Origin of the sequence: Streptomyces capitiformicae, assembly GCF_002214185.1 — a bacterium.
Classification (GTDB): domain Bacteria; phylum Actinomycetota; class Actinomycetes; order Streptomycetales; family Streptomycetaceae; genus Streptomyces; species Streptomyces capitiformicae.
The window spans coordinates 3,762,481-3,784,328 of sequence record NZ_CP022161.1 but is presented as its reverse complement, the minus strand read 5'-3'; the positions used below and the strand labels follow the sequence as shown (position 1 = coordinate 3,784,328).

At 69.0% G+C, this 21,848-nt stretch carries 19 protein-coding genes and 1 pseudogene; 14 read left to right on the top strand and 6 right to left on the bottom strand.

Features of this window, described 5'->3' with window-relative positions:
• Positions 1-4: 4 nt before the first annotated feature.
• The 3 genes from CES90_RS16840 to CES90_RS16830 all read right to left on the bottom strand — a co-directional run bounded on the left by CES90_RS16840 (position 5) and on the right by CES90_RS16830 (position 3,778).
• On the bottom strand, positions 5-991 hold the full coding sequence (locus CES90_RS16840) for a carbohydrate ABC transporter permease (RefSeq protein WP_189784447.1): 987 nt from the start codon (positions 989-991) through the stop codon (positions 5-7).
• A gap of 48 nt (positions 992-1,039) precedes the next feature.
• Positions 1,040-2,338: an extracellular solute-binding protein gene (locus tag CES90_RS16835; RefSeq protein ID WP_189784448.1), complete on the bottom strand. Its 1,299-nt coding sequence runs from the start codon at positions 2,336-2,338 to the stop codon at positions 1,040-1,042.
• 408 nt (positions 2,339-2,746) lie between these two features.
• On the bottom strand, positions 2,747-3,778 hold the full coding sequence (locus CES90_RS16830) for a LacI family DNA-binding transcriptional regulator (protein WP_268257031.1): 1,032 nt from the start codon (positions 3,776-3,778) through the stop codon (positions 2,747-2,749).
• Positions 3,779-4,295: 517 nt separating this feature from the next.
• Here CES90_RS16830 and CES90_RS16825 point away from each other — a divergent pair.
• The 9 genes and pseudogenes from CES90_RS16825 to CES90_RS16785 form a co-directional block, all read left to right on the top strand.
• Positions 4,296-4,682 (top strand): annotated as a pseudogene (locus CES90_RS16825) (glycoside hydrolase family 32 protein); the annotation flags it as partial.
• Between the two features lie 145 nt (positions 4,683-4,827).
• Entirely contained in the window at positions 4,828-5,472 is a 645-nt protein-coding gene (locus CES90_RS16820; RefSeq protein WP_189783399.1) for an HAD family hydrolase, read from the top strand.
• 54 nt (positions 5,473-5,526) lie between these two features.
• On the top strand, positions 5,527-6,750 hold the full coding sequence (locus CES90_RS16815) for an MFS transporter (protein WP_189783398.1): 1,224 nt from the start codon (positions 5,527-5,529) through the stop codon (positions 6,748-6,750).
• Positions 6,701-7,876, top strand: coding sequence for an acetoin utilization protein AcuC (locus tag CES90_RS16810; RefSeq protein ID WP_189783397.1), 1,176 nt, complete (start codon positions 6,701-6,703; stop codon positions 7,874-7,876). Before CES90_RS16815 ends, CES90_RS16810 begins: the two co-directional genes overlap by 50 nt.
• A gap of 191 nt (positions 7,877-8,067) precedes the next feature.
• Complete coding sequence (locus tag CES90_RS16805) at positions 8,068-8,883, top strand: phosphatase (RefSeq protein WP_189783396.1); 816 nt, start codon at positions 8,068-8,070, stop codon at positions 8,881-8,883.
• 129 nt (positions 8,884-9,012) lie between these two features.
• Positions 9,013-9,225: a helix-turn-helix domain-containing protein gene (locus tag CES90_RS16800; protein ID WP_004984898.1), complete on the top strand. Its 213-nt coding sequence runs from the start codon at positions 9,013-9,015 to the stop codon at positions 9,223-9,225.
• 167 nt (positions 9,226-9,392) lie between these two features.
• On the top strand, positions 9,393-9,491 hold the full coding sequence (locus CES90_RS16795) for a 30S ribosomal protein bS22 (RefSeq protein ID WP_003948845.1): 99 nt from the start codon (positions 9,393-9,395) through the stop codon (positions 9,489-9,491).
• Between the two features lie 273 nt (positions 9,492-9,764).
• Positions 9,765-10,841, top strand: coding sequence for an NAD-dependent epimerase/dehydratase family protein (locus CES90_RS16790; protein ID WP_189783395.1), 1,077 nt, complete (start codon positions 9,765-9,767; stop codon positions 10,839-10,841).
• 14 nt (positions 10,842-10,855) lie between these two features.
• Complete coding sequence (locus CES90_RS16785) at positions 10,856-11,953, top strand: lysophospholipid acyltransferase family protein (protein ID WP_189783394.1); 1,098 nt, start codon at positions 10,856-10,858, stop codon at positions 11,951-11,953.
• 87 nt (positions 11,954-12,040) lie between these two features.
• On the opposite strand, the gene CES90_RS16780 is transcribed toward CES90_RS16785, so the two are convergent.
• The 3 genes from CES90_RS16780 to CES90_RS16770 form a co-directional block, all read right to left on the bottom strand.
• Positions 12,041-13,273, bottom strand: a complete 1,233-nt coding sequence (locus CES90_RS16780) for a DUF5667 domain-containing protein (protein ID WP_189783393.1) — start codon at positions 13,271-13,273, stop codon at positions 12,041-12,043.
• A 275-nt stretch (positions 13,274-13,548) separates the two neighbouring features.
• Complete coding sequence (locus CES90_RS16775) at positions 13,549-14,379, bottom strand: ECF subfamily RNA polymerase sigma factor, BldN family (RefSeq protein ID WP_189783392.1); 831 nt, start codon at positions 14,377-14,379, stop codon at positions 13,549-13,551.
• 416 nt (positions 14,380-14,795) lie between these two features.
• Complete coding sequence (locus CES90_RS16770; protein ID WP_189783391.1) at positions 14,796-15,734, bottom strand: HAD family hydrolase; 939 nt, start codon at positions 15,732-15,734, stop codon at positions 14,796-14,798.
• 140 nt (positions 15,735-15,874) lie between these two features.
• On the opposite strand from CES90_RS16770, the gene CES90_RS16765 reads away from it, so the two are divergent.
• From CES90_RS16765 to CES90_RS16745, 5 genes are all read left to right on the top strand, one after another.
• Positions 15,875-16,165: a glutaredoxin family protein gene (locus tag CES90_RS16765; protein ID WP_189783390.1), complete on the top strand. Its 291-nt coding sequence runs from the start codon at positions 15,875-15,877 to the stop codon at positions 16,163-16,165.
• Positions 16,166-16,579: 414 nt separating this feature from the next.
• Positions 16,580-17,335 carry a redox-sensing transcriptional repressor Rex gene (locus tag CES90_RS16760; RefSeq protein ID WP_189783389.1) on the top strand — a complete coding sequence of 252 codons (756 nt, stop codon included), beginning with the start codon at positions 16,580-16,582 and terminating at the stop codon, positions 17,333-17,335.
• Complete coding sequence (locus tag CES90_RS16755) at positions 17,332-19,068, top strand: glutamyl-tRNA reductase (protein WP_189783388.1); 1,737 nt, start codon at positions 17,332-17,334, stop codon at positions 19,066-19,068. Before CES90_RS16760 ends, CES90_RS16755 begins: the two co-directional genes overlap by 4 nt.
• Positions 19,065-20,033, top strand: coding sequence for a hydroxymethylbilane synthase (hemC, locus tag CES90_RS16750; protein WP_189783387.1), 969 nt, complete (start codon positions 19,065-19,067; stop codon positions 20,031-20,033). Before CES90_RS16755 ends, hemC begins: the two co-directional genes overlap by 4 nt.
• Positions 20,030-21,766, top strand: coding sequence for a bifunctional uroporphyrinogen-III C-methyltransferase/uroporphyrinogen-III synthase (locus CES90_RS16745; protein WP_189783386.1), 1,737 nt, complete (start codon positions 20,030-20,032; stop codon positions 21,764-21,766). The genes hemC and CES90_RS16745 overlap by 4 nt, the downstream gene beginning before the upstream one ends.
• The last annotated feature ends 82 nt before the right edge of the window (positions 21,767-21,848 follow it).

Below are 21,848 nucleotides of genomic sequence, written 5' to 3'. Positions count from 1 at the left end.
GGCATCAGTCCTTGTCTCGCAGCACGCGGAACTGCAGCACGGTCAGCGCGACGATGAGGACGAAGATGACGTAGCCGGCGGCCGACGCCATCTCGTAGTTGCCGTTGCCGAACTGTTTGTAGGCGTACAACGTCGCCGACAGGGTGGAGTCCAGCGGTCCGCCATCGGTCATCACGAACGGCTCGTCGAAGAACTGCAGATAGCCGATGCCGGTGGTCACAGCGGTCAGCAGCAGGGCCGGCCGCAGGAGCGGGAAGGTGACCCGCCAGAACCGCTGCCAGGGCCCGGCGCCGTCGAGTTCGGCCGCCTCCATCAGGGACTGGGGTACGGACTGCAGACCCGCCAGCATGATGATCATGACCGTGCCGATGTTGCGCCACACCGCCATCACGATCATGACGGGCAGGGCGAAGCGGGTGTCCGCCAGCCAGGCCGGACCGTCGATCCCGAACCAGCCCAGGACGAGGTTCGCCAGTCCCGCGCGAGGCTCCAGGAGCGTCTTCCACACCACGGCGACGGCCACGATGCTGGTGATCACCGGCAGGTAGAAGCCGACCCGGAAGACGGCCCGGAAGCGGCGGATGCCCCGGTCGAGGGCAACCGCCGCCGCGAGCCCGGCGGCCAGGGTCAGGGGCAGGGCCACCAGGACGAACACGGCCGTGTTGCGCAGAGCCGTGAAGAACTGCGGGTCCTCAAAGAGGCGTATGTAGTTGTCGAAGCCGACGAACGACACGTTCAGCGGTGTGCGCAGGTCCGCGCTCTTGGTGTCGGTCAGGCCCATCAGCAGCGACCACACCACCGGCAGCAGCATGAAGGCCAAGAACAGCGCGAGGAACGGGGCGGCGAGGACCCAGGCGGCCCGGGCCTGCCTGCCGCGTGCCGTGCTCCGGAGCCCGGAGTGTCGGCGATCGGCACTCCGTTCCGACCCTGCGGTGCCCTGCTCGTGGGTGTCGCCCCGCTCGGGGAGCGTTTTCGTGGACATGGATGTCATCCGTCCGTACGAGGGTTGTCCGTACGAGGGGTACTCACGCGGCGGCGCTCAGCGGCCGGTGCCGATGCTGGTGGCCTTGGACTGCAGCGTCTTCTGCACCTCGGCGACGGTGGCCTTACCGAGGGTCAGCTTCTCCAGTTCGGAGTCGATGGTGTCGGCGATCTGCTGCCAGGTCGTGATGGCGGGCGGCGCCTTGCTGACCTCGAGCTGCTCGGCGAACGCCTTCAAGTTCTCGTCCTCGGTCAGCTTCCCCTCCGTCCACGCCTGGGGCGAAGGAGGCAGGCTGCCGGTGGCCTTGGAATAGGCCGCGAGGTTGGCGGGCTCGGTCAGGAACTGGGCGAACTTCCATGCCGCGTCGGGGTTCTTGGCCTCCTTGAACACCGCCAGGTCGGTGCCGCCGGCGAACCCGGCGGGCTGCTTGGTGTACGGCATCGGCATGGTCTTCCACTTACCGTCCAGTTGCGGGGAGTCCTTGTGGAAGGTGCCGCCGGCCCACGCGCCCTCCTGGTAGACGGCGGTCAGCCCGTCCTGGAAGCTCTGCACGTTGTCCGCCCTGTCCGTCGGCGCCAGGCCCTGCTTCGGAACGTTCGCGTAGTTCTCCAGCGCCTTGGCGACCTCGGGCGTGTCGAAGGAGAACTTCCCGGACTTGGCGTCGTAGATGTCACTGCCCTGCTGCCAGACCATCGGCAGCCAGAAGATCCAGGAGTTAAAGCCCATCACCAGCCCGCTGGCGTGGCGCAGCTTGGGGTTCTCCTTGCCCGCGGTGGCCTGGATGGCCTTGAGGTCCTTCAGGTATCCGTCCCAGTCGCCGGCCAGGGCGCCCTTGATACCGGCCTTCGCCGTGAGATCGGTCCGGTAGTAGACCGCTTGGGTGTCGGCGATGAACGGGATGCCGTAGGCGGTGTTCTTGTACTTGGTGGTGTCCCACTGGCCGGGGTAGAAGTCCGAGGACTTGATCGACGTCGGGGTGGCCTGGAAGCCCTTCAAGGCGGCCATCTCGGCCATCCAAGTGCTGCCCACCATGGACATGTCCGGTGTGTTTCCGCCGGCTATCGCGGTGGTCAGCTTGTCGTGGGCGCCGTCCCACGGGACCGCGGTGATCTTGACGTCTGCGTCCGGGTTCTCCTGCTCGAACTTCTTGGCCAGCTCCTTCAGGTCCTCGTCGGGGTCACCCAGGGACCACATGACCACCGTCCCCTTGGCCTTGCCCGCGCCGATCTTGGCGGGCGCGTCGTTGCCGGGGCCGGAATCCTCGCTCCGGCCGCAGCCGGTGGCCACGAGGGCTGCCGAGACAGTGACGCACAGGGTCTGGACGGTTCTGACAGCGTGACGGGTAGTGATACGCATGATGCGGCTCCTTGCCGTTGAGCGAGACAGGCGCGGGGGGGCGAAGGGTAGGAAGGGGCGGGCGCCCGGATAGGCCGGCCCACGAGTGGGCAGCGTCTGTGGTGACAGCGGCGGCGGTCCCTCGCGGGTCGCGGTGGGAGCGTCCGACGCGGAGTGGGTAGCGGCCGGGCGGGATGTGCCAGGCGCCCCTTCGGTGTCCCGGATCGGGAAACGCGCGGGCGGAAAGTGCAGGTGGGCGGTGCCGCGTGAACGCAGGCGCAGCCGCCGGATGTTGTCAGGAAGGCGAGGCCGAAGAGGGTCGCCTGGGTTTCAAGAAGAGAGGTTTCAAGGAGACGGGGGCGGTGCGTCACCGGCAACGCACCGCCCGGCCGCGAGGCGCCATCACTTACGCATCGCGATGACGTCGCGTCAGTTCGAGCTCGGCTCTAACGTCGAGCCACGGACCACGAGGCTGGTGGGAACGATGCGCGAGGGAGCGGCCTCCGGCGATCTGCGCACGTGGTCGAGCAGCAGACGAGCCGCCGCCTCACCCATTTCCCGCATCGGCTGTCGGATGGTGGTCAGCGCCGGATAGGTGTACGACGCCACCTCGACGTCATCGAACCCCACCACGGCGACATCCCGCGGAATCTTGAGGCCGGCCTCATGCAGGGCCGCGATCACACCGGCTGCCAAGGGGTCGTTGTGCCCGAAGACCGCGTCGAACTCCACGCCGTCCGCGAGAGCTTGCGCCACCGCGCTCCGGCCGTCGTCGAACAGGAAGTCGCCGCAGATGATTCTGCGCGGGTCGAGTTCGATCCCAGCCTGCGCATACGCGTCGACGAAGCCGCCCAGCCGTTCCTGCGTGCACCCGTACTCATCAGGACCGGTCACCACCAGAGGGCGACGGCGGCCGATGTCCAGCAGGTGGCGCGCCGCCTGCTCACCGCCCTCCCGGTTGGTGGTGGCCACGTAGGGGAATCCCGGCCGCTGGAAGCGGTCGTCTATCAGCACCACCGGCAGTCCGGCCTCGTGCAGTTCCGTGATGGACCCCAGGGCCCCCTCGGGCTCTATCACCAGCAGCCCGTCGAACGACTTGGCAGCGACCTGCAGGCCCAGCCTGCGCAGTGACTCCTCACCGCGGTTCCAGGTCAGCATCCGCAGCCCGAAGCCCTCGGCCTCCAGCGTTTCGACGACCGCCTGCACTATGCCGGCCCAGGCCCAGGCCAGGTCAGGGACCAGCATCCCGATCATCTGGGTCGTGCCGCGTGCCAGCCCCACGGCCCCAGCGCTCGGCACATAGCCGAGCTCCGAGATCGCCTTGCGGACCTTCGAGACGGTGTCCTCGCTGATCTCGCCCTTGCCGTTCAGCACCCGCGAGACCGTCGTCTTGCTGACCCCGGCCCGCGAGGCCACGTCGGCGATAGTGACTCCCATGTCACCTCCCCTCTCTTCCTGCAGAGGCGGAAGACTTCCTCCCGCACCGAAGGGCCTGATCCTACAGAGACCCGTGCAACCGGTACCGGTATCGGTCCCGGAACCGGTTTCGGTACCGGTCCCGGAAGTGAAGCACCGCGAGGCCCTACCGGTCAACACCCCGGAAACAACTCGTTGACGCGGCCGATCTCGGTCTCGCACGACGCCGCGGAGGCCTGCCGGTTGCCACCCAAGTCACCACTCTGACCTGCGCGTTTGCCGACCCCAACCCGTCATGGCCGAACTTGTTGGTGCGGTTCGCGACCTCCGACGATGCCCGACGGACCGCAGGCCCGTACCGGAGCAATCACGCCCGCACCGTTGACGCACTGGCCGGATTGCGCTTCATAATCGGGCACTCGCTGTCATCGATGACACAAGTCGTCGTTGACACCCCAGTCGGCTGCGTGGACGTCGACGCCGCTGGGGTGTCACTTTTCGGTCCGTCCGCGCCGGGGCCGCAGTCAGCGCTGCGCCGACGAGCCGCGGGACTAGGAGACACATGAGCTCTGTACGCGTATCCCGGCACGCCCGTATACGGATGATGGCGGCGGTGGCGACCGTCTGCGCCCTGTCCGCAGCCCCCCTCGGCCCTCAGACGGCGGTCGCGGCCGACACCCCGCCGTACACCGAGACCTACCGACCCCAGTTCCACTTCACTCCGCAGAAGAACTGGATGAACGACCCCAACGGCCTCGTCTACTACAAGGGCGAGTACCACCTCTTCCACCAGTACAACCCGAACGGCAACTCCTGGGGCGACATGTCCTGGGGGCACGCGGTGAGCAAGGACCTCGTGCGCTGGCAGGAGTTGCCGCTCGCCCTGTCGCACGACGACGAGGAGATGGTGTTCTCCGGCAGCGCGGTCGTCGACTGGGACAACACCACCGAAGCTAAGCCTTACAGCGCCGATGGTACTGCAGGGGGGACCCTGTGGGAGAGTAGGACACCGCCGAACAAATATTGCGAAAGCCCCTGCCGGGAAACCGGCGGGGGCTTTTTGCATTTAGGGGTGTGCGTTTAGGGTCCTAGGCATGCGCTATGAACTCGTGATCTTCGACAACGACGGTGTACTCGTCGACAGTGAGCCCATCTCCAATCGGCTTCTGGCGGCCTACCTGACCGAGCTCGGGCACCCGACCTCGTACGAGGAGTCCATTCGGGATTACATGGGGTCGGCGATGCACCGGATCCACGAGCTGATTCTGGAACGGACGGGGGAGCGGTTGCCGGACGACTTCGACGAGGTCTTTCATGGGCGGGTGTTCGCCGCGTTCGAGCGGGAGTTGGAGGCGGTCACCGGGGTCGGAGATGTGTTGGAGAAGCTGGTCGCGGACGGCGTGCCGTACTGCGTGGCGTCCTCCGGGAGTCATGAGCGGATCCGGGTGGGGCATCGGAAGACCGGGCTTGACCGGTGGTTCGGGGACGAGCGGGTCTTCAGTTCGCAGGATGTGGGGCGGGGGAAGCCGGCGCCGGATCTGTTCCTGCACGCGGCGGAGCGGATGGGGGTGGCCGCAGAGCGGTGTGTGGTCGTCGAGGACAGCCCGTTGGGGGTACGGGCGGCGGTGGCGGCCGGCATGGATGTGTACGGGTTCACGGCCATGACCCCGGCGGCGAAGCTGGGCGGGGCCAACGGGCTCTTCGGGGACATGCGAGCCCTGGTCAGCCTGATGAGTTGAGCAATCTTCAGCTTCCCCTACCCGCGAAGAGGGCGTGACCCCTACTGTTCCGCCATGACAGATGTGCTGCGGCGCGGTCGGGCCGCGTTGGCGTTCAGCTTCTTCGCTCAGGGTGTTGCCTTCGCGCTGCTCGTGACGCTGATTCCGGCCATTCAGGACCGGTACGGGGTCTCCGACGCACTGCTGCCCGCATTCCTCGCTGCCGTGCCGGTCCTCGCCGGGGTCGGCAGCGTCTGCACCGAGCACCTGGTGAAGAAGGTGCCGCCGAGCCGGGTGCTGCGGTGGACCCAGCCCGTCGTGCTCCTGGCGCTGCTCGGAGTGGGGGCCGGCTCGCACATGGTCGAACTGGGTGTCTCGCTGGCGGTCTTCGGGCTGGCGGTCGGGTCGCTCGACGCGTCGATGAACATGCTCGGGGTGAGCCTGCAGCGGACGTACGGGCGGAGCATCATGCTCGGCTTTCATGCCGTGTTCAGCCTGGGCGGGATGGTCGGGGCCTCGCTGGCGTGGGTCGGGGAGCACTGGGACCTGACGCTGCTCGTGTCGTATCTGCCCGTGGTGGCCGTGCTGCTGCCGGCCGCGTTCGTGGGGAGCCGGTGGTACGTCGACGGGCGGCCCACCGAGAAGGAGCCGGACACCGCTGTCGCGGGGGCCGCCGGTGGGACCATCGCCTTCAAGATGCTGCTGCCGCTCTGTCTGGTGATGTGCTTCGCGTACATCGGGGACTCGACGGTCTCCAACTGGAGTGCGAAGTATCTGAAGGATGTGCTGGGGAGCAGCGCGGAGCTGGCTACCGTGCCCTACAACGTCTACATGGTCACCACGTTGCTCGGGCGGTCCATCGGGGACTTCGGGGTCCGGAAGTTCGGGGCCGTGGCCGTCGTACGGGCCGGGGCGCTGGTGGCGGCGGCCGGGTTCGCCGTGGTGGCGGGGGCGCCGGGGGCTTGGGTGGGGATGCTCGGGTTCACTCTGCTGGGGCTCGGGTTGTGTGTGCTCGTCCCGCAGACGTTCGCGGCTGCGGGACGGCTGTTCCCCGGGGCTTCGGATGCGGTTGTCGCTCGCTTGAATATCTTCAACTATGTCGGGTTCTTGATCGGTTCTGCGTTGGTGGGGGCGTTGGGGGACCTCTTCAGTTATCGCGGGGCGATGCTCGTGCCGATGGTGTTGGTGCTGGTGACATTGGTGTACGCCCGCTCGTTCGAGACTCAACCGGACCGATACGGTGGCGGGCATGAGCGGCCGCGCACAGCTGATGTGGGACGAGGCAGTAACGGGCTATGACTTCGGTCCGGACCATCCGATGGATCCGGTCCGGCTGTCGTTGACCCGGAGTCTGGTGAGTGCCTTCGGGCTCGACCGGGAGATGGATGTCGTCTCGGCGAAGCCAGCGGGGGAGTCGACCCTGCGGCTCGTGCACCGTGAGGACTATGTGGCGGCGGTCAAGGCGGCGTCCGCGGATCCTGGGAGTGCGGACCAGGGGTATGGGTTGGGGACCGTCGACGATCCCGCCTTCGCCGGGATGCATGAGGTGTCCGCGTTGATCGCCGGGCAGTCGGTGGGGGCGGCTGAGGCCGTGTGGCGGGGGGACGCACTGCACGCGGTGAACTTCGCGGGTGGGCTGCATCATGCGATGCCGGGCGGTGCGTCGGGGTTCTGTATCTACAACGATGCCTCGCTGGCCATCGCCCGGTTGCTGGAGTTGGGGGCCGAGCGGGTCGCGTATGTGGATGTCGATGTGCATCACGGGGACGGGGTGCAGGCGGCGTTCTGGGAGGATCCGCGGGTGCTGACGATCTCGATGCACGAGCATCCTCGGACGTTGTTTCCGCAGACGGGGTGGCCGGAGGAGACGGGGGCCTCGCCGGGTGCGGAGGGGTCGGCCGTGAATGTGGCGTTGCCGGCGGGGACCGGGGACGCGGGGTGGTTGCGGGCGTTTCATGCGGTGGTGCCGGAGGTGCTTGCCGAGTTTCGGCCGCAGGTGCTCGTGACTCAGCATGGGGCCGATACGCACTTCGAGGATCCGTTGGCGCATCTGGCGGTGTCGTTGGACGCGCAGCGGGCGGTGCAGGTGGCTCTCCATGAGTTGGCGCATGAGCATTCCGAGGGGCGGTGGGTCGCACTCGGTGGGGGTGGGTACGCGGTCGTGGATGTGGTGCCGCGGTCGTGGACCCATCTGGTGGGGATTGTGGCGGGGCGGGAGATCGCGCCGGAGAGCGTGATTCCTGAGGGGTGGCGGCAGGAGGTCTTTGCTCGTACGCGGCAGTTGGCGCCGGCTCGGATGACTGATGGGCGGTGGCCTGTGGGGTGGGCCTCCTGGGAGGCGGGGTACGACCCTGCGGATCGGTTGGACCAGGCGGTGGTGGCTGCGCGTAAGGCTGTGTTTCCATTGCGGGGGCTGTTGCCGTAGGGGTATTCGCCCCCGCCGCGCCTACCCGTCCCATCCTCAAGGGGCTGTGCCCCTTTGACCCCGCGTGGCGGAGCCGCACATCGATAGAGCCCCGCGCCCCTGATGGGGTCGCGGTGGTCGTTACGCCGACTGTGTGGTTCGGGCGGGGGTTTCGGCGGTCTCGGTGAGGCTGATGCGTCAGCATCGGGGGTGTGGTGAGTGTCGGGGGGCTGCGGGCGCATCTTGTGGGTGTCGGGTTGGCTGGGAGGGTCGCCACCTCGCGTGAGTCGAGTCTGCGGAGTTATCGGCTGTTCGCGGCTCGGGATCCTCGGTTTTTGATCGGGCTTGATCCGGAGTTGGCCTGGCGGCAGCGGGATGTGCTCGGATTGATGGCCGAGAGGTGTGGGGTTTCGGCCGATCCAGGGTGTACATCCGGGCAGGATGTGATTGATCCGGGGCGGACCCTGGCGGCGCTGGACCGGTTCGCGGAGCGGCTGGGGGCGGTCGCTCACAGTGGTGGGCCGGTGCTCTTCGGGACGGGGCATCCGCACCGTCTGATCGGCTTCTACGGTGCGTTGGCGGACGCGTTGTCGGCGGCGGGATGTGAGGTTCTCACCCCTGCGATGGGTAGACGTGTCGACATAACGACCCGGTTCGGTCTACGCACGTACAACCTTGGCTACGTACGAGGAGTCGCCGTCGTACGCGAGGCGCCCGCGTTGCGCCCGGGTTGTGCGACCGGCGTGCACACGCATTCGCCCCTCCCGGTTCGGACGGTTCTGGCGGCCGCGGCGGACGGTGGCGGGCCGCTCCCGGAACTCGTGGTCGGGGACCATGGATGGGTCTGCGGAGCAGGTCAGCTGGGGTTCGAGGCGATCGGGCTCGCGGATACGGACGATCCCGCGCTCTTCGTGGGGGAGGCGGAGGGGCGGGTGTCCGTCGCCGTTCCACTTGATGACGGTGTGCGGTCTGGTTACTACCGACCGCTGACCCGCTACGTACTCAATCGGGCGTGTCTGTCACAGTAGGCCGTCGATGGCATCCCCTCTTCCCCACTCGCATCACCCGCCCCTACATTGGGGAGTGAGCACGCAGCGACGAAGAGTCACCGGAAGGGGAAGCCGGTGGCCGTCGAGTGCGGAAGGTTCAGGTGTGTCATGGCTGCAGCTGGCGAGAGGCCTCTGAACGAGGTTCAGTTCCTGACCGTGGCGGAAGTCGCCTCGGTGATGCGAGTGTCGAAGATGACCGTGTACCGGTTGGTGCACAGCGGTCATCTGCCGGCGATCCGGGTGGGCAGGTCCTTCCGGGTGCCGGAGCAAGCGGTTCACGAGTACCTCCGCGAGAGCTATGTGGGGGTGGAGACGGCCTGACGGTCATCGGGGCCGGAGGGCTCCCGGAGGTCCTGCGGGCCTCCGGGAAACCTCCGGTTCACCCTCGATTACGACCTCAGCGCTCGGGCGGGTAGGCTGGCCCCTCGTAGGTCGTATGGGCCCATGGCGCCCAAACACCGAGTGATGAGAAGTGAGCGAGGGTAGTCGTGGGCTCTGTTATCAAGAAGCGGCGCAAGCGGATGGCGAAGAAGAAGCACCGCAAGCTGCTCAAGCGCACCCGCGTTCAGCGTCGCAACAAGAAGTAAGGCGGTCCGGGCCCTGAAAAGGGGCCCAGGCCGGCCCTCGTTTCGTACGGGGGTCGTATGCCTTGCACGCTTGCGCGAAAGCTGTTGAGAGCGCGTTGCTGTGACCCCCCACCGAAAAGCGGTGGGGGGTCACATGTTTTTGCCGGTCGTTGGCGCGGTCGTGGGCATCACAGCGCAACACCGACCCGCTAACGTGGCCGTACACGGGGAACGCGGCAGAGTACGAGCAGAGTGACGCCTACGGGTGCCGATGTCGGGAAGGAAGGCGCTGTCTTGGGGAAGGTCGTGCTCGTGACCGGGGTGGCCCGTCAGCTGGGGGGCCGGTTCGTCCGGCGGATCCAGCGTGACCCGGAGGTCGAGCGGGTCATCGCCGTCGACGCGGTGCCCCCGGGGCACCATCTGGGCGGCGCGGACTTCGTGCAGGCCGATATCCGGCACCCGGCCATAGCCCGAGTGCTGGCCGAGCACAACGTCGACACCGTGGTGCACATGGACGTCACGGGTACCCCGTTGGGCAGCGGCGGCCGGGCCACGCTGAAGGAGACCAACGTCATCGGCACCATGCAGCTGCTCGGTGCCTGCCAGAAGTCCCCGTCGGTCAAGCGGCTGGTCGTGAAGTCCAGCACGAACGTGTACGGGTCCGCGCCGCGTGACCCGGCCGTGTTCACCGAGACCACGCCGCCCAAGTCGCTGCCCAGCGGCGGCTTCGCCAAGGACACCGTCGAGGTCGAGGGCTATGTGCGGGGCTTCGCGCGGCGTCGGCCCGACGTGGCCGTGTGTGTGCTGCGGTTCGCGAACATTCTCGGGCCGAGCGCCGATTCGCCGCTCGCCTCGTACTTCTCGCTGCCGGTGCTGCCGACCGTGCTGGGCTATGACCCGCGGCTGCAGTTCGTGCACGAGGACGATGTGATCGAGGTGCTGCGGATCGCCTCGCACGAGCCGGAGCGCGGCACGCTCAACAGCGGCACGTTCAACATCGCCGGCGACGGCGTCCTGCTGCTCTCGCAGTGCGCGCGGCGGCTGGGCCGGCCGACCGTGCCGCTGCTGATGCCGGCGGTCAGCTGGGTCGGTTCGATGGTCCGTACGCTCGGCGTCTCGGACTTCTCGCCGGAGCAGCTGCGGCTGCTGACCCACGGCCGGGTCGTGTCGACGAACCAGATGCGCGAGACGCTGGGCTACCGGGCCAAGTACACGACCGCGGAGACCTTCGCGGACTTCGCGCGCAGCCGCGGGCCCGGCCTGCTGCCCCCCGAGGCCCTCGCGGGGGCCATCGACCGGATCGCCGCACTGCCCCTGCCCGCCCTGCCCGTACCGGGCGGTGGCCACCCCCCGAAGCAGAGCGCCAACTGAGGAGCGCATCAACGATGGCTGATGCCAAGGTCATTCCGTTCGACGACGACCGGACGCGCGGGGGTGCCACGCAGCGCCCGTCGCGCCGCCGGGGCACGGGGAGCCGGCGCAAGGGCGAGCCCGCGGTCGTCCGCGACGTCCATGGGGGCCGTGAGGGTCGTGAGACCGGTGAGGTCCAGCCTCTCCCCGGACGGCCGGCCAGCGCCGATGATGTCCCTGTGACACGGGAGAAGCCGGAGCCGCCCCAGGAGGCCGCCGAGGCGCAGAACGGCAGCAGTCTCGAACGACGGATCGCGGGCGGTCTCGCCTTCCTGCGTAAGCGGCTCACGGGTGATTACGAGGTCGACGACTTCGGCTACGACGAGGAGTTGACCGACCAGGTCCTGATGTCCCTGCTGCGGCCGGTGTACGAGAAGTACTTCCGTGTCGAGGTGAAGGGCATCGAGAACATCCCGACGGACGGTGGCGCGCTGATCGTCGCCAATCACTCCGGGACGCTGCCGATGGACGGCCTGATGATGCAGGTCGCCGTGCACGACAACCATCCGGCCGGGCGCCATCTGCGGCTGCTCGCGGCGGACCTGGTCTTCATGCTGCCGGTGGTCAATGAACTGGCCCGCAAGCTCGGGCACACCCTCGCGTGCGCGGAGGACGCCTCGCGGTTGTTGCAGCAGGGTGAGCTCGTCGGGGTGATGCCGGAGGGGTTCAAGGGGCTGGGTAAGCCGTTCGGGGACCGGTACAAGCTGCAGCGGTTCGGGCGGGGTGGGTTCGTCTCGACCGCGTTGCGGGCTGGTACGCCGATCATTCCGTGCTCGATCGTGGGGGCGGAGGAGATCTACCCGATGATCGGGAACTCCAAGACGCTTGCGCGGCTGCTGGGCTTTCCGTACTTCCCGATCACGCCTACGTTTCCGTGGCTCGGGCCGTTGGGGGCGGTGCCGTTGCCGACGAAGTGGACGATTCAGTTCGGGGAGCCGATTCCTACGGATGGGTATCCGCCGGAGGCTGCCGAGGATCCGATGCTGATGTTCAACCTGACGGATCAGGTGCGGGAGCAGATTCAGCACACGTTGTACAAGTTGCTGGTGCAGCGGCGGTCGGTGTTTTTCTGAGGGTGGGCCCCAGCGGCACGATTGCCCGCAGCTGTGCAGAGTGGGGGCGCCCTTCTTCGAGAAGGGCGCCCCCACCGTCGTAGCGGGCTAGTTCGTGTTCTCGCCGTCGATGTCCAGGCTCGGGACGAGGCCCGGGAGGAGGGGCGGGAGAGTGACGTCGGGTTCTGTGGTCGGGGTGCTCTTGTCGGTGGACGGGGAGACGGTGCCGGGGGCGTCCAGAGGCGGGTTCAGGAGGTCGCCGGTGGTGCCGCCGACGAGGCCTTCGGCTGTGCTGTCGGAGGTGGACGGCTTGGGGTTGCCGCTGCTGTCCTGGGTGCCGTCGGTGGAGCCGCCGGGGTTGGTGGGGGCCGGCCGACCGGGGTCCGTGGAGCCGGGGGCGCCGGAGTCCGTGGAGCGCTGCCTGCCGTCGCCGCCCTGGGCGGGGGGCTGCGGCAGCAGCGACTGGTGCGGGGCGACCTCTTCGTCTATGGCGTCGAAGACCGAGGAGACCTGCTGACTGACGTCCCCGAGCTGCACGGGCAGCCGGTCGCGCAGTGCGCCCCACGCCTCCCGGTGGGACTGAGAGAAGGCCGAGAGAGCCTGGATGGGGCCCAGGGAGTCGGGGTCGCGCTGGAAGGCCTCGTGCAGCAGGCGGTGGCCCTCGGAGGCGTCGTGCCGCATGCCGGTGAGGGCGCGGCGGACCTCGCCGACGGATTCGTGGTCGAGCTGTCCGCCGCGGTCGCGCTCCATCAGTCTGCGGGCCTCGCTGAGCCGGGTGGACGCCTGGTCCAGGTAGAGCCGGCCGCGGTCGTCGCTCTCGTCGGCCAGGGTGAGCTTCACGTCCTCGATGCCGCGCTTGAGGCCGTAGAGCGAGTCACCGGGCAGGGCGTCCGAGCTGGCGGCGGCCACCCCGCCGAAGGCTCCCGCGGCCACACCGACGCTGAGCCCGCCCGCGGCGAGGCCCTTCGTCAGTCGTGAACGTGGTCGCAGCTTGCCCAGCGGGCTTGCCCGGTGGGCGCCCCGTGCCTTGCCCGCTCGCTGCTCCGGCACCGAAGGGTCCGCCGCCTCGCCTCCCGGCACCGTGCCGTCCCGCAGCATGGCTTCCATCGCGGCCACCAGTTGGGCGCGATGGACGACCTTGACCTCGGGGTCGAGCACTGGCTTGGGCAGCTCGCCGAGACCGGTCGCCAGGGTCAACAGGCGGCCCTGCTCGGTCTGTTCCGCCGCCGGGGCCGGTGCCGGTTCTTCGGGCTGCTCGGCCGCCGTGGCCCGGTCGGACAGCTCCTCCAGGGCCTGGGCGAAGGCGTTCGCCCGCCGGTGTGCCGATACGTTTGCGATCACTGGCGGCACCTCCTCTCGTCATGACGGTCGACTCCCCAGGGGGTCCTGAGGGTTGCACGCCTTGGGCCGATCCACACGATCGAGTGATCGGTGTCGGTCAAGTGTGACCACAGGGAGCCTGTATCCCGCACAACGAGCGGCGCGGCACTTGGGTTACGGACGGCGGATGATCGTGCGGGGAAGTCAACGGACTTCGACGCAGGGTGAGTTGGGTGTCGCGGAGCGTGCGTGCTTGGCGTGCTCGGCGGATGCGGCCCGGTGCCGTCGGGTGTGGCTCAGCGGGCGTCGTCCGGCAGGAGGCGGGCGAGGGTGCGGACCGCGCGGTATTGGAGGGTCTTGATCGCGCCCTCGTTCTTGCCCATGACGCGGGCGGTCTCGGCAACGGAGAGGCCCTGGAGGAAGCGGAGGGTGACGCACTCCTGCTGCTGGGGGTTGAGGCGGCGTACGGCCTCCAGGAGCGCGGCGTTGGAGAGGGACTCCAGGACGGAGTCCTCGGGGGAGCGCTCGACCTCGTTGGCGTCGAGCATCTCGCCGGTGGTGACCTCGAGGCGGAAGCGGCTGGACTTGAAGTGGTCGGCCACCAGGTTGCGGGCGATGGTGACCAGCCAGGCGCCGAAGTCGCGGCCCTGCCAGGTGAAGGTGCCGATGCGGCGCAGGGCGCGCAGGAACGTCTCACTGGTGAGGTCCTCGGCGGTCGCCTTGCCGCCGACGCGGTAGTAGATGTAGCGGTAGACGGTGTCGCTGTACTGGTCGTACAGACGGCCGAACGCTTCGGCCTCGCCGGACTGGGCGCGTTCGACGAGGTCCATCATGCGCGCGCTGTCGCTGTCGGCGGCAGGGCGGCGGGTGGTGGTGGCGGTGGATCCCGAACGGCCTCGTCTGCCCACCTCCCGCCCGTCACCCGACCTCCGCCCCCCAACGACGGCGCTGCGCGCCGACCCCTGTTCGATGCCGTCGGCCAGTGCGTAGCACGGGCCTGCGGGCGCGGTGGCGGAGGCGAGGGCGGGGACGGCGTACGCGGTGGGGACGAAGCCGCACAACAGTTCGTTGACTGCTGCGCGCAGCGTAGCCAGGCCCGAGGCGTCAACCCCGACGTGTGGGTACACGGGACTCCCAGAGGCAGAGCTTCCATCACGTGCAGTACGGGACCATTCACCCGTCGTAGCGACGGAGGGGTACCGGTTTGCGTCTGAGGAGAATAACGCTTCGTGCAGGCACTGCTACACCCAGTTGCTCAAATCATCGATTACGTCGCTTCTGTTACCGATTGACGGCTGTCCAAGTGCCGCTGAGTGATCGGTTGTTGATCGATTGGGTTCACGTTCCGTCTGGGTCCGGGGCGTGTTGTGGCCGAGGCGCGGACGGAGTGGTCTGGCGGGGGGTGAGCTGGGGTATGACAGCCGGAATCCCCCGCGCCTGATGGCTCGGGGGTGGGGGTTCGTTGGCGGGTGCGGGTTGATTGTGGCTGGTCGCGCCCCGTGGCGGGGCCGCATATGTCACAGCCCCGCCGCCCCTGAAAGAGTCAGCGGCGGCGGCGGTGCAACGCGATCGCCGCTACTGTGCCGCCGGCCACCGCGCCTACGCCTGCTGCCGCGGGGAGGCCTACCTTGGCGGCCTTGCGGGCGGTGCGGTAGTCGCGGAGCCGCCAGTCCATCTCTCGGGCGTGCTTGCGGAGTTTGGTGTCGGGGTTGATGGCGTACGGGTGCCCGACGAGGGAGAGCATGGGGATGTCGTTGTGGGAGTCGCTGTACGCGGCGCAGCGGGAGAGGTCCAGGCTCTCCGCCGCGGCCAGGGCGCGCACCGCCTCCGCCTTCGCGGGGCCGTGGAGGGGCTCGCCGACCAGCTTGCCGGTGTAGACGCCGTCGACGGACTCGGCCACCGTCCCCAGGGCGCCGGTCAGGCCCAGGCGGCGGGCGATCACCTGGGCGATCTCGACGGGGGCCGCGGTGACCAGCCAGACCTTCTGGCCGGCGTCCAGGTGGGCCTGGGCGAGGGCCCGGGTGCCCGGCCAGATGCGCTCGGCCATGTACTCGTCGTAGATCTCCTCGCCGATGATCGTCAGTTCGGCGACGCGGTGGCCCTTGACGATGGAGAGCGCGGAGTTCTGGGCGTCCTGCATGTGCTCGGGGTCCTCGGACCCCGCCAGCCTGAACCAGGCCTGCTGCCAGGCGAATCGGGCGAGGTCGCGCGTCTCGAAGAACTTCCGCTTGTACAGGCCCCGGCCGAAGTGGAACAGGGAGGCGCCCTGCATGACGGTGTTGTCGAGGTCGAAGAACGCCGCGGCCTTGTCGTCGCCGAGGACCGGGAACTCCGGTTCCTGGGCAGCGGTGTCGGGCGCGGGGGCGACGTCCTCCAACTCCTGGGAGGACTTGCGCGCTGCCTCCGCCGAGGCCTCGCCTGCCAAAACGCTCCGCGCCGTGGCGGAGCGCCTACGGGGAGTGAGCCATCCGAGAGCGGCCATGTCGTGAGCATAGCCAGTCTGTTCGGTACTTCCGGAGTCGAGAGGTTTGCAGGCTGTGAACTCTCCACGACCGTGTCGTTAAAGAAGTGATCCAACCGGCGCGTCCGCGTGCGGAACGGGTGGGTGACAGGTGGGCGACAATGGCCGGCATGAGTGCCATGTTTCGGCGGGCGTCGAGGGCGTCGAGGAGTCCTCGTGAGCGGCTCGTCACGTTGATCGGGAAGCCGGGGTGTCATCTGTGCGATGACGCGCAGGTGGTGATCGAGAAGGTGTGCGGTGAGCTCGGGGTGCCCTGGGAGAAGAAGGACATCACCCAGGACGAGGAACTGCACCGGCAGTACTGGGAGCAGATCCCGGTGGTGCTGGTGGACGGCGCGCAGCACACCTTCTGGCGCGTGAACGAGGACCGTCTTCGCAAAGCCCTGACGTAGCCCTGGCGTGGCCCTGGCGTGGCTCCGACACAGCTCGAGCGAAGCTCTGGCGTATTCGTGTCGTATCTCTGTCGCACGGTCGTCGCACAGTCATGACCCAGATGTGACCTGACCGACCAGTCCAAGTGGTCCCAAAAGTCGCTTAGGATCGATGGGCTGGTTGGTCTCGGGGGCGGGATGTCGTGAGGAGAGTGTGCTGTTTTGCCCCCGTCTAGCAAGGCGTCTGGTGAGGAACGAAGGCACGCGTGTGCCGGTTCCGTGCGCGTGCGTCGCGTGTGCGTGACCCCGGTCACGTTGGCCGGGCAAATCGGACACCATCTTTGTGCACGCGTTCACAAAGACATAGCCTGCTGTCGACGGGGCGGTCTGGGGACGCATGACCGCCCGCAGCCCCGCTCTACCCGCAGGAGCACCGTGGCAACTGGCCGAACTCACCGACCGGCGACCCGTAGCCGAGGGATTCCCGAGGCCACCGTCGCCAGGCTTCCGCTGTACCTCCGTGCCCTGACCGCGTTGTCGGAGCGCTCGGTACCCACCGTTTCATCCGAGGAACTGGCGGCCGCGGCCGGGGTCAACTCCGCGAAGCTGCGCAAGGACTTCTCGTACCTGGGTTCCTACGGGACGCGGGGGGTCGGCTACGACGTCGAGTATCTCGTCTACCAGATCTCGCGTGAGCTGGGGCTGACCCAGGACTGGCCGGTCGTGATCGTCGGTATCGGTAACCTCGGCGCGGCGCTGGCCAACTACGGCGGGTTCGCGTCCCGTGGATTCCGGGTCGCGGCGCTGATCGACGCCGATCCGGCGATGGCGGGGAAGCCGGTCGCGGGGATGCCGGTCCAGCACTCGGACGACCTGGAGAAGATCGTCGAGGACAACGGGGTGTCGATCGGTGTGATCGCCACTCCCGCCGGTGCCGCGCAGCCGGTCTGTGACCGGCTCGTCGCCGCGGGTGTCACGTCCATCCTGAACTTCGCGCCCACCGTTCTCTCCGTGCCGGACGGTGTCGACGTACGCAAGGTGGATCTCTCGATCGAGCTGCAGATCCTCGCCTTCCACGAGCAGCGCAAGGCCGGTGAGGAGGCCGCGGGTGAGACCGGGGCCGTGCCGCTGGCTCCCAAGGAGGCAGGGAAAGGACCGGACGGGGATGTCCCCGCCGTGATGCCGGCATGAGTCTCCTGGTCGTCGGGCTGAGCCACCGCAGTGCTCCGGTGAGTGTGCTGGAGCGGGCCGCGCTGTCCCCGGACGCGCAGATCAAGTTGCTTCAGGACACGGTCGCCGCCGAGCCGGCCGCCGAGGCCGCCGTGCTCGCCACCTGCAACCGCATCGAGCTCTACGCGGACGTGGACAAGTTCCACGCGGGCGTCGCCGAGCTGTCCACGCTGCTCGCCCAGCACAGCGGGGTGGGGCTCGACGAGCTGACGCCCTACCTGTACGTGCACTACGAGGACCGGGCCGTCCACCATCTGTTCTCCGTGGCCTGTGGGCTCGACTCCATGGTCGTCGGCGAGGGGCAGATCCTCGGACAGATCAAGAACTCGCTGGCCGGCGCGCAGGAGACGCACACCGCCGGGCGGCTGCTGAACGACCTGTTCCAGCAGGGCCTGAGGGTCGGTAAGCGGGCGCACTCCGAGACCGGAATCGACCGGGCCGGGCAGTCGTTGGTGACCTTCGGTCTGGAGCAGTTCACCGCCGGCGCGGACGTCGAGAGCTGGGCCGCGGGCAAGCGGGCCGTCGTCATCGGCGCCGGGTCGATGTCGTCGCTGGCCGCCGCCACGCTCGCGCGGGCGGGCGTCGCCGAGATCGTGATCGCCAACCGGACGTACGACCGTGCCGAGCGGCTCGCTCTCCTGCTCGGAGAGCAATATGGACAACGTCTTACCGAGTCGGGCGAAACGGACGTGCTGGCCCGCGCGGTGCCGATGGAGTCGGTGCCGGCCGAGCTGACCCGTGCCGATGTCGTCGTCTCGTGCACGGGCGCCACGGGTCTGGTCCTCACCGCCGACGTGGTCGCGGCGGCGGTCGAGGGCCGGGTGCCCGAGGGCACGCCCGGCGCACCGGAGACCCGTACGCATATACGGCCCGTGCTGCCCCCCACGTCTGTCGGCACCGACGAGAACTGTCCGCTCGACCTCTCCGCCGGAGCCGTGCAGGGCGGTGGCTTCTCCGTGCTCGGGGAGGCCGCGGTGGCCGGGATGGACGCGGCGACGCTGGAGCAGCACGCGGCCTGGGTCGACAACGCCACGGTCGACATCCGGGACCGGCGACGGACCCCCGCCGCCGACGCCGAGCTGATCACCGCGCTCGCCGCGACGGTGGCCCGCACCGGACGGATCACCGAGCTGCGCAGGCCCGAGCCGGTCGTCGAGGTGCCCCGGCCCGCGCCCGTGCTGGCGCTGCTGGACCTGGCGATGCCCCGGGACATCGACGCGGCCGCGCACCGGCTGGCGGGCGTACGGCTGGTCGACATCGAGTCGCTCGCCGAGGCCTCGGCGGACGCTCCGATGGCCGCCGACGTGGACATGGTGCGGCGGATCGTTTCGGACGAGGTCGCCGCGTTCGGCGCCGCTCAGCGGGCCGCGCACATCACACCGACCGTCGTGGCGCTGCGGGCCATGGCCGCCGAGGTCGTCGCGAGCGAGATCGCCCGCCTGGAGGGCCGGCTGCCGGGGCTCGACGACAAGCACCGCGGCGAGATCACCCAGACCGTGCGGCGCGTCGTCGACAAGCTGCTGCACGCGCCGACCGTACGGGTCAAGCAACTCGCGGCCGAGCCCGGCGGCGCCGGGTACGCGGACGCGCTGCGGACCCTGTTCGACCTGGACCAGGAGACGGTCGCTGCCGTGTCCCGGGCCGAGGACAGCAAGACCACCGAGAACGACGCCGAGAACCGAGGGCGATCATGAGTGAGCCGCAACAGAGGGCACTGAGGCTCGGGACGAGGCGCAGCAAACTCGCCATGGCCCAGTCCGGGCAGGTGGCGGACGCCGTGCGCGGCCTGACCGGACGACCCGTCGAACTCGTGGAGATCACGACGTACGGCGATGTCTCCCGCGAGCACCTGGCGCAGATCGGCGGCACGGGTGTGTTCGTCACCGCGCTGCGCGACGCGCTGCTGAGCGGCGAGGTCGACTTCGCCGTGCACTCGCTCAAGGACCTGCCCACCACACAGCCCGCCGACCTGGTGCTGGCCGCCGTGCCGGTGCGGGAGGACGCGCGGGACGTACTGGTCGCCCGGGACGGCCTCGCCTTCGAGCAGCTGCCGGAGGGCGCCCGCGTCGGTACCGGTTCGCCTCGGCGGATGGCGCAGCTGAACGCGTACGCCCGCAACCACGGGCTGACCATCGAGACCGTGCCGATCCGCGGCAACGTGGACACCCGGATCGGGTATGTGCGGAAGGGTGAGCTGGACGCCGTCGTTCTGGCCGCCGCCGGACTGAACCGGATCGGGCGCATTGATGAAGTGACCGACTTCCTTTCGGTCGACACCGTTTTGCCCGCCCCCGGCCAGGGGGCACTGGCGATCGAATGCGCCGCCGACAACGCGGAGCTGATCGCCGCGCTCGCCGGGCTCGACGACCCGTACACTCGGGCCGCCGTGACCGCCGAGCGGTCCCTGCTCGCCGCCCTGGAGGCCGGTTGCAGCGCACCTGTAGGTGCGTTCGCCGACCTTCTGGCCGACGGGCAGACTGTCAAGGAGATGCGCCTGCGCGGCGTCGTCGGCACGACCGACGGCTCGACGCTGGTGCAGCTGTCCACCACCGGTCCCGTGCCCGAGACGTACGACCAAGCAATGGCGCTCGGCCGTGAACTCGCCGCCGAGATGCTCGCTAAGGGCGCGGCCGGTCTGATGGGGGAGCGAGCACATTGAGCCCCACCACCCTTCCCGCCGGTCCGGAACACGGGCACGTCACCTTCCTCGGTGCCGGACCCGGGGATCCGGGACTGCTGACACTGCGCGCCGTCGAGGCGCTGGCGAACGCGGACGTTCTCGTCGCCGAGCACGACGTGCTCGACGTCGTACGTGTGCATGCCCGCTCCGGCGTCGCCCTGCTCGACACCGATTCGAGCCCGCCGCCGTCCCCGTCCCCCAACGCGGTGTCCGTCGCGGACACGTTTTCGGGCACGGGCACGCCTCAGCTGACGGTTGTTGACGGCGCGTCAACGACCGTTGGTGCACCCGCTGTGCGGGATGCGGCACATCTTGTCATGGAGGCCGCGCGGGGCGGCAAGCGGGTCGTGCGTGCGGTGTCCGGGGACCCCGGGCTCGACACGTACGCCACCGAGGAGATGCTGGCGTGCGCCGCCGCGGGTGTGCCGTTCGAGGTCGTGCCCGGCGTGGCGACCGCGGTGGGCGTGCCCGCGTACGCCGGTGTACCGCTGCGGGACGCGCAGGGCGCCGACGTCCGGTTCGTGGACGCCCGTACCGCCTCCGACCGGTGCTGGACCGAGGTCGGCGCCTCGGACGGCACGGTCGTCGTCTCGGCGACGCTGGAGACCGTGGCCGCGGCGGCCGGTGAGCTGGTCGCCGCCGGGCGCAAGCCCGATACGCCGCTGACCGTGACCGTCGCCGGTACGACGACCCGGCAGCGGACCTGGACCGCGACGCTGGGCACCATCGCCCAGACGTTGAAGCAGGCCAAGGTGCTGCCCTCGCCGGAGGGCGGGCGGCCGGTGATAGCCGTGGTCGGCGAGCGTTCCGCCGCGGCCCAGCGCGACCAGTTGTCGTGGTTCGAGAGCAAGCCCCTGTTCGGGTGGCGGGTTCTCGTACCGCGTACGAAGGAGCAGGCCGCCTCGCTCTCCGACCAACTGCGGTCCTACGGCGCCGTGCCGCACGAGGTGCCGACGATCGCCGTCGAGCCTCCGCGTACGCCGCAGCAGATGGAACGGGCCGTCAAGGGGCTCGTGACCGGGCGGTACGAGTGGATCGCCTTCACCTCGGTGAACGCGGTCAAGGCCGTGCGGGAGAAGTTCGAGGAGTACGGGCTCGATGCGCGGGCCTTCGCCGGGATCAAGGTCGCGGCGGTGGGGGAGCAGACGGCCAAGGCGCTCGTCGCCTTCGGCGTGAAGCCGGATCTGGTGCCCAGCGGGGAGCAGAGCGCGGCGGGGTTGCTGGAGGACTGGCCTCCCTACGATCCGGTGTTCGACCCCATTGACCGGGTGTTCCTGCCTCGGGCCGACATCGCCACGGAGACGTTGGTGGCCGGGCTGATCGAGCTCGGGTGGGAGGTCGACGACGTCACGGCTTATCGGACGGTTCGGGCTTCGCCGCCGCCGGCTGAGACTCGGGAGGCGATCAAGGGGGGCGGGTTCGATGCCGTGCTCTTCACGTCGTCTTCCACTGTGCGGAATCTGGTGGGTATTGCCGGGAAGCCGCACAACGTGACGGTGATCGCTTGTATCGGTCCGGCTACCGCCAAGACCGCCGAGGAGCATGGGCTTCGGGTGGATGTGATGGCCCCCGAGCCGTCCGTGCACAAGCTGGCTGAGGCGCTGGCCGACTTCGGCTTGCGGCGGCGGGCCGCGGCCGTGGAGGCGGGGGATCCGGTTACCCGGCCCAGTGAGCGGCGGCCGGGGGCGCGTCGGCGGCGGTCGACGACCTGAGCTGAGCGACAGGCAGGCAGGGGAAGAACGGCGGAGGAGGTCCTCGCGGACCACCTCACGCCGTTCTTCTTTTCAGGAGTCT

Excerpts from the sequence above, each read along its gene's own strand:
- CES90_RS16840 (WP_189784447.1), bottom strand. The coding sequence starts at position 991 with ATGACATCCATGTCCACGAAAACGCTCCCCGAGCGGGGCGACACCCAC.
- CES90_RS16835 (WP_189784448.1), bottom strand. The coding sequence starts at position 2,338 with ATGCGTATCACTACCCGTCACGCTGTCAGAACCGTCCAGACCCTGTGC.
- CES90_RS16820 (WP_189783399.1), top strand. The coding sequence starts at position 4,828 with ATGCGCTATGAACTCGTGATCTTCGACAACGACGGTGTACTCGTCGAC.
- CES90_RS16815 (WP_189783398.1), top strand. The coding sequence starts at position 5,527 with ATGACAGATGTGCTGCGGCGCGGTCGGGCCGCGTTGGCGTTCAGCTTC.
- CES90_RS16810 (WP_189783397.1), top strand. The coding sequence starts at position 6,701 with ATGAGCGGCCGCGCACAGCTGATGTGGGACGAGGCAGTAACGGGCTAT.
- CES90_RS16800 (WP_004984898.1), top strand. The coding sequence starts at position 9,013 with ATGGCTGCAGCTGGCGAGAGGCCTCTGAACGAGGTTCAGTTCCTGACC.
- CES90_RS16785 (WP_189783394.1), top strand. The coding sequence starts at position 10,856 with ATGGCTGATGCCAAGGTCATTCCGTTCGACGACGACCGGACGCGCGGG.
- CES90_RS16770 (WP_189783391.1), bottom strand. The coding sequence starts at position 15,734 with ATGGCCGCTCTCGGATGGCTCACTCCCCGTAGGCGCTCCGCCACGGCG.
- CES90_RS16765 (WP_189783390.1), top strand. The coding sequence starts at position 15,875 with ATGGCCGGCATGAGTGCCATGTTTCGGCGGGCGTCGAGGGCGTCGAGG.
- CES90_RS16755 (WP_189783388.1), top strand. The coding sequence starts at position 17,332 with ATGAGTCTCCTGGTCGTCGGGCTGAGCCACCGCAGTGCTCCGGTGAGT.
- hemC (WP_189783387.1), top strand. The coding sequence starts at position 19,065 with ATGAGTGAGCCGCAACAGAGGGCACTGAGGCTCGGGACGAGGCGCAGC.